The sequence below is a fragment of the Mixta tenebrionis genome (assembly GCF_006517625.1).
GTDB classification, from domain to species: domain Bacteria; phylum Pseudomonadota; class Gammaproteobacteria; order Enterobacterales; family Enterobacteriaceae; genus Mixta; species Mixta tenebrionis.
On sequence record NZ_VHQI01000013.1, the window covers coordinates 124,589 to 131,335 of the forward strand.

The following is a 6,747-nucleotide window of genomic DNA, read 5'->3' on the forward strand; positions in this document are numbered from 1 at the left end:
CTTACCTCTGTACCCTACGTCTTAGACTTTACCTGATTTTTTCTGACCCACAAAGCATTTTTTGTGGTTAATTTTCATAAAACAGTAATTTTTTCTTAACAGCCGTCACATAAACGGCCCATGTCTGTAGCTTAGTTACTAAAAAAGTGGTTAGCCGCGATACCTTGAGCTTTTTAACGCTTTGAATAAAAAGCCATCGCCCGGCGATCGGTTAGCCTGCCGCAGCGACAGGCCTTTCCCATGCCTAGTGGGCCTGATCCCAGTTATCTCCTACGCCAACATCCACACGCAGCGGAACATCCAGCTTCATGCTGTTTTCCATCAGCTGGCGGATTTTAGCGCTGGCTGCCTCGACCTCTTCTTCCCGCACCTCAAACACCAGTTCATCGTGTACCTGCATGATCATCTTAACCTGCGGCGCATCCGGCTGCCGCAGCCAGGCGTCAACATCAATCATGGCGCGCTTGATAATATCCGCCGCCGTTCCCTGCATCGGCGCGTTAATCGCCGCGCGCTCGGCCGCCTTACGGCGAATCGCATTGGCGGACTTGATATCCGGCAACCACAGCCGGCGTCCGTCCAGCGTAGAGACATAGCCCTGCTCTGAAGCCTGCTTACGGGTATTTTCCATATAGGTCAGCACGCCAGGGTAACGCTCGAAATAGCGATCCATATAGACCTTCGCCTCGCCCGCGTTAATATTCAGCTGACGCGACAGACCGAAAGCGCTCATACCGTAAATCAGCCCGAAGTTAATGGCTTTTGCGCTACGGCGCTGTTCGCTGGTCACCTTATCAACGCTGACGCCGAACACTTCCGCTGCCGTAGCGCGGTGGATATCCTGGCCTTCGGCAAAGGCGGCCAGCAGGCCTTTATCCTGAGAAAGATGCGCCATAATGCGCAGTTCAATCTGCGAATAGTCGGCCGCAACAATACGATGCCCCTGCGGGGCAATAAAAGCCTGGCGAATACGCCGCCCTTCATCGTTACGCACCGGTATGTTTTGCAGGTTAGGATCGGTAGAAGAAAGTCGCCCGGTTGCCGTTACCGCCTGCTGATAAGAAGTATGCACGCGTCCGGTGCGCGGGTTAATCATCTGCGGCAATTTATCGGTATAGGTAGATTTCAGCTTCGATAGTCCGCGATGTTCAAGGATAACCTTAGGCAGCGGGTAATCGAGCGCCAGCTCCGCCAGCACCTCTTCGCTGGTGGAAGGCGCGCCGCCCGGCGTTTTTTTCGTAGGTTTGATGCCCTGTTTTTCAAACAGAATGGTTTGCAGCTGCTTAGGCGAGGAGAGATTAAACGGCTCGCCCGCCAGCTCATGCGCTTTCTCTTCCAGCTCTTTCAGGCGTATCGTCAGCTCCTGCGAGTGTTTCGCCAGAATATGCTGATCGATTAAGACGCCGTTGCGTTCGATGCGCGAGATCACCGTCAGCAGCGGCATCTCAATCTTTTCGAATACCTTTTTTGGCCCGGCTTCTTTTTCCAGCTCCGGCCACATCTTCAGGTGCAGCTGCAGCGTGACGTCAGCATCTTCCGCCGCATAATGCGCCGCCTGCTCCAGCGCAATCTGGTTAAAGGTGAGCTGGCCTTTGCCCTTGCCGGCAATCTCGGTGAAGGTCACCGTTTTATGGTTCAGCCAGCGTGCCGCCAGGCTGTCCATATCATGCTTACCGCCCACGCTGTTCAGCATGTAGGATTCAAGCATGGTATCGAACTTAATCCCTCCCAGTTCGATATCATAATTTTTCAGCACGCTACGATCGAATTTGAGGTTCTGACCTACCTTCAACAGGCTATCGTCCTCAAGCAGCGGTTTGAGGCGCGCCAGTACGGCATCGCGATTCAGCTGATCGGGCGCATCAAGATAATCATGCGCTACCGGTAAATAAGCCGCCTCGCCGGGGGCGATGGCAAAAGAGAGGCCGATAATATTGGCGGTAAGCGTATCGAGCGAGTCGGTTTCCAGATCGAAGGCGAACAGCGCGCTCTCCTGCAGCTTCTTCAGCCAGCGCTCAAAAGTCTCTTCATCAAGAATGGTTACGTAGCCGTCTGAAGAGAGCACGCTGCTGCTTTCCGGCTGCGGCTCTGCCGCTTCTGCCGGCGCCTGCTGCGCGCCAGCGCCGCTTTTCCGCTCCTGTAGCCATTTACCCTCTTCCAGATCGCTAATCCAGCGACGGAATTCATAATGACGAAACAGGCCAAGCAGCGTTTCCACATCAGGATCGTTCACCGTCAGCTGATCACAGCCGACTTCCAGCTCTACATCCGTTTTAATCGTCGCAAGCTGATAAGAAAGCAGCGCTATATCTTTATTTTTCTCCAGCTTAGCCGCCATGGTTTTTGCGCCACGGAAGCCTAAATCAGCAACTTTATCCAGATTTTCATACAGCGTATGGATACCGCCCAGCCCCTGCAACAGCGCCTGGGCTGTTTTCTCGCCAACGCCAGGCACGCCCGGAATGTTATCTGAGGAATCGCCCATCAGCGCCAGAAAATCAATAATCAGCTCAGGAGGGATGCCATATTTATTCTTTACCTCTTCCGGGCCAAGGATGGCATTACTCATGGTGTTGATTAGCGTGATATTAGGCGTAACCAGCTGCGCCATGTCTTTATCGCCGGTACTGATCAGCACCGCTCGCCCCTGTTTTTCCGCCTGTAGCGCCAGCGTACCGATAACGTCATCCGCCTCGACGCCGGAAACCGCCAGCAGCGGCAGCCCCATCGCCCGCACCATGTTGTGCAGCGGCTCAATCTGCGCGCGCAGATCGTCAGGCATTGGCGGACGATGAGATTTGTAATGCTCAAACAGTTCGTCGCGGAACGTTTTGCCTTTTGCATCAAACACTACGGCTACATGGCTGGGCTTGTACTGCAATAACAAGCTGCGCAGCATATTGAGAACGCCTAACATCGCTCCGGTCGGCTCTCCGGCGCTGGTGGTCAGCGGCGGAAAAGCGTGATAAGCGCGATAAAGGTAGGAGGATCCATCTACCAGAATCAAAGGGTTTTCTGCGATTTGAGCCATAAGTTTTCACGTTCCAGGATGATCGTTGATATGGCATAAGGATGCCACATGATACGGACAAAAATGAAATAACCTGGACGGAAGTTTAGCGTCAGCTCTGGAAAAAAGCGCAGCGGCCAGATGCGCTACCTGTGGATAACTTTGTGTGCAAAAATACTAACGTATTGTTATTTACGCAGTTAGAGAAAAAATCACCAAAATTAACCATTAAAAATCATCAGCTTGGATCAATAAAAAGATCGCTTCCCGATGAAATTTAATTCAGATCAAATGTGGATATAAATATGGAGGATCCTGAAATTGTCCCGATCTTCAGGTTTAAATTGCCCCTCGATCCGAGCGAACGGTTATTTTTTCAACAGGGACAGGGGAAAGTATACTGCATGAATAAAAAAACGCCGGCATCGCCGGCGTCTTTTTTAGATCGTTTTTACTTCTTATCGACGAGGAATTTTACCACATCGGCATATTGCTGAACGAAGACGTCCAGCGAGTCGGTATTAAGGCCGCCGTTGTTAACCATATATTTGCCGTTAACAAACATCGCCGGAACGCCACGCAGATCTACATCCGCCGCCGCTTTCTGCTGCTGAGCTACCAGCGCTTTTACAGCAAAGCTGTTCCAGGCAGCGTCATATTCTTCCGGCGTAATGCCGGCAGCTTTAATAAAGACAGCCTTCAGGCTGGCAGGATCGTTAATGGTTTGGGTTTTCTGAATACCTTCAAAAATGGGTGAGGAGACTTTATCCTCAACGCCCAGAGCAATAGCGACCGCCCAGGCATGCGTCAGCACCGGCCCCATTTCAGCGCCGAGGAAATCAACGTGATATTTAGTCACTTTCACATCCGACGGCAGCTTTTTCTTTACGGCATCGCCAACATGAAAAACTTCTTCAAACTGGTAGCAGTGGGGGCAGAAAAAGGAAAAGAATTCCATTACCTGCGGCTCGCCAGCAACCGGCTTATCCAGCGTAACGTACTGCTTTCCATCGGTAAACTGTGCTGCTGAGGCGCTAAACGCCAGAACAAGACCCACCAGCGCAAGCCATAATTTTTTCATCTTGAGACCATCTCCTTAAACAAGTATCAGAATTCAGGCATTAACCGCAGTGGCGGCTGCTGTAACACGTTATTTTGCTCTTTGAAAGACGCAATTTGCCTGCGCCAGAAATCCTCTTCCGTCATCCACGGAAAGCTGCGCGGAAAAGCAGAATCTTGCCAGCGGCGAACAATCCACGCCAGATAATAAACCATGCGCATAGCGCGTAAAGGTTCAATCAGTGACAATTCATTAATATCAAACTCTCTGAATTCACTATAGGCCTCCAGCAGCATATCCCACTGAATACGCTGCTGTTGCCGATCGCCATTGACCAACATCCACAGATCCTGCACCGCGGGCCCGCTGCGCGCATCATCTAAATCAACAAAGAGCGGTCCGTCGCGCCACAGAATGTTGCCTGGATGACAATCGCCATGCAGGCGCAGCGGCGCCCAGTCAGTATGCCAGCAATCTTGTAAAGTTTTGCCTAGCCGATCAAGAGTATCGCTTAAAGTTGCTTTTAACCCGTTTGGCACCAGGCTACTCTGCTGCAAGATCCGGGCTGGCTCGTTGATATATTCCTGCAGGCCGATGGCGGGACGAACGTGAAAAGGCTGGCGTTCGCCGCGTTGGTGCATGCGGGCGATAAAACGCCCTACAGCTTCCAGCTGATCCTCGTTATCCGTTTCATACTGGCGTCCGCCAAGGCTGGGAAACACCGCAAACCAGAAACCATCATGCTGATGCAGCGTGCTGCCGTTCAGCATTAGCGGCGCGGCCAACGGCACGTCATCCTGCTGCAGCTCCAGCGCAAACTGATGCTCCTCCTCGATCTGCTCGCGGCTCCAGCGCTGCGGCCGATAAAATTTCACCACATAGCGCCGTTTCTCCTCATCAGAGAACTGGTAAACGCGGTTTTCGTAACTGTTGAGCGCGGTCAGACCTGAATCGACACGCAGACCTGTGTCCCAGAGCGCATCGATTATGGTGTCAGGATTAAGGGTATGAAAATGAAAGGCGGTGTTTTCCATCGTGCATCTCTGCTTAGTGCCAGAAGCGGATAAGAATAACACCGATTGGCCGGCCCAACAGAAGGCCGGAAAGATTAATCTTTAATTATGCCGCGCGCGCGAAGCAGCGCCGTTTTAAAATCATCTTCATAATCTTTTTTCAGGCCGGGAATGGCTTCCTGTTTATCAGCGCCGCGCATTTTCAGGTGATAGATCAGGATATCGTCGGTTAGCGTATGCAGCGGGCCGTCAAAGCCTGACTCTTCCGCCAGTTTTTGTAAAAATTGCAACAGATTTAGATCCGGCTCGGTTTGCCATGCTGGCTGTAACAGTTCCAGCAGTTCATTCAGTCGATGATATTTCATATTGTTATCCATAACGATTTAACGGGCACTTACGTTAGCAGGGTTATCATCACAATAAAAGAGAGGTTTTAAACGTGAGCGATTGGCGCACTGCAGTAGCCGGCGTAATTCTGGCAGGCGGACGAAGCAGCCGCATGGGCGGACAGGATAAGGCGCAGCTAACGCTGTGGGGCAAACCGTTATGGCAGCATGTCTGGCAGCGGCTGGCGCCACAGGTTCATGAGGTAAGCATTAGCGCAAACCGGCATCTGGAAATCTATCAACAAAGCCAGCTGCGCGTAATTAGCGATACATTACCCGATTACCCAGGCCCGCTGGCTGGGATGCTCAGCGCTTTTCAGCAGATTGATCGCTCATGGTTCGCCTTCGCCGCCTGCGATACGCCCTTTATTCCCGAAGACTACGTTGCCCGTCTCTGGCAGCAAAAAGCGCAAGCGCAGGCGCCGGCGGTATGGGTGCGATCGCAGCATCGAGATCATCCGGCTCTGTCTCTGATGCATCGTAGCCTGGCTCCGCAGCTCGCCGAATATCTGGCCAGCGGCGAACGACGCGTGCTTCATTTTTTAAGGCAGGCAGGCGGCCACGCGGTGACATTTGACGACGATGAACAGGCCTTCGTGAATATGAATACTCCTGCAGATCTTCTGCATTATGAGGAAAAAGCGTAATGCTACCGATACTGGCTATTGCCGCCTGGAGTGGAACCGGGAAAACGACATTGCTTAAGAAATTGATTCCCTTGCTTAAACAGCAGGGAATTCGCCCAGGCCTGATTAAACATACGCATCATAATATGGATGTCGACACGCCGGGCAAAGACAGCTACGAACTACGTAAAGCAGGCGCCGAGCAGGTGCTGGTCGCCAGCAGGCAACGCTGGGCGTTGATGACGGAAACACCCGATGCACAGGATCCCGATTTTGCCTGGCTGGTGAGTCAAATGGATGCGCGTACGCTGGATATTGTACTGGTTGAAGGTTTTAAAGATGAGCCGATCCCACGTATTCTGCTGTGGCGTAGGCAAGCTGGTAAGCACCATACTGATGCGGACTGGGAAACGCTGCTGGATGAGCGGGTGATTGCGGTAGCCTGTGATGAACCGCTTGATATAAAGCTATCTGTCCCACTACTGGATTTGAACCATCCGCCGCAGATCGCCGCTTTTATTATTCAGTGGTCCGGCCTTATTAACGGCAGCAGCATGGGCGGTTGAGGTTTTGAGACGGCGTCTGACGGCGGGGAAGACGCTTATCCGCAGCACGGGGGCATGCCGGTCAAAAAACGGGCGCTAAAAGCGCG

Annotated in this window: 6 protein-coding genes; 2 read left to right on the forward strand and 4 right to left on the reverse strand. The window is 52.3% G+C overall.

What is annotated here, in order from left to right; all coding sequences use genetic code 11:
• Window positions 1-244: 244 nt before the first annotated feature.
• The 4 genes from polA to FKM52_RS18335 form a co-directional block, all read right to left on the reverse strand.
• On the reverse strand, window positions 245-3,031 hold the full coding sequence (polA, locus tag FKM52_RS18320; protein WP_141177597.1) for a DNA polymerase I: 2,787 nt from the start codon (window positions 3,029-3,031) through the stop codon (window positions 245-247).
• Window positions 3,032-3,461: 430 nt separating this feature from the next.
• The gene (dsbA, locus tag FKM52_RS18325) at window positions 3,462-4,091 is read right to left on the reverse strand and encodes a thiol:disulfide interchange protein DsbA (RefSeq protein ID WP_141177598.1); all 630 of its coding nucleotides are present in this window, start codon (window positions 4,089-4,091) and stop codon (window positions 3,462-3,464) included.
• Between the two features lie 26 nt (window positions 4,092-4,117).
• Window positions 4,118-5,104 (reverse strand): serine/threonine protein kinase, encoded by a 987-nt coding sequence (locus tag FKM52_RS18330; protein WP_141177599.1) that lies wholly within the window; start codon window positions 5,102-5,104, stop codon window positions 4,118-4,120.
• Window positions 5,105-5,178: 74 nt separating this feature from the next.
• The gene (locus FKM52_RS18335) at window positions 5,179-5,448 is read right to left on the reverse strand and encodes a YihD family protein (RefSeq protein ID WP_141177600.1); all 270 of its coding nucleotides are present in this window, start codon (window positions 5,446-5,448) and stop codon (window positions 5,179-5,181) included.
• Between the two features lie 74 nt (window positions 5,449-5,522).
• On the opposite strand from FKM52_RS18335, the gene mobA reads away from it, so the two are divergent.
• A complete protein-coding gene (gene mobA, locus FKM52_RS18340) occupies window positions 5,523-6,116 on the forward strand; it encodes a molybdenum cofactor guanylyltransferase MobA (RefSeq protein ID WP_141177601.1) in 594 nt (197 codons plus the stop codon).
• Window positions 6,116-6,661 (forward strand): molybdopterin-guanine dinucleotide biosynthesis protein MobB, encoded by a 546-nt coding sequence (mobB, locus tag FKM52_RS18345; RefSeq protein WP_141177602.1) that lies wholly within the window; start codon window positions 6,116-6,118, stop codon window positions 6,659-6,661. Before mobA ends, mobB begins: the two co-directional genes overlap by 1 nt.
• Window positions 6,662-6,747 lie beyond the last annotated feature (86 nt).

What these genes read in the sequence shown, in the direction of transcription:
- FKM52_RS18335 (WP_141177600.1), bottom strand. Translation starts at nt 5,448, where the DNA reads ATGAAATATCATCGACTGAATGAACTGCTGGAACTGTTACAGCCAGCA.
- polA (WP_141177597.1), bottom strand. Translation starts at nt 3,031, where the DNA reads ATGGCTCAAATCGCAGAAAACCCTTTGATTCTGGTAGATGGATCCTCC.
- mobB (WP_141177602.1), top strand. Translation starts at nt 6,116, where the DNA reads ATGCTACCGATACTGGCTATTGCCGCCTGGAGTGGAACCGGGAAAACG.
- dsbA (WP_141177598.1), bottom strand. Translation starts at nt 4,091, where the DNA reads ATGAAAAAATTATGGCTTGCGCTGGTGGGTCTTGTTCTGGCGTTTAGC.
- FKM52_RS18330 (WP_141177599.1), bottom strand. Translation starts at nt 5,104, where the DNA reads ATGGAAAACACCGCCTTTCATTTTCATACCCTTAATCCTGACACCATA.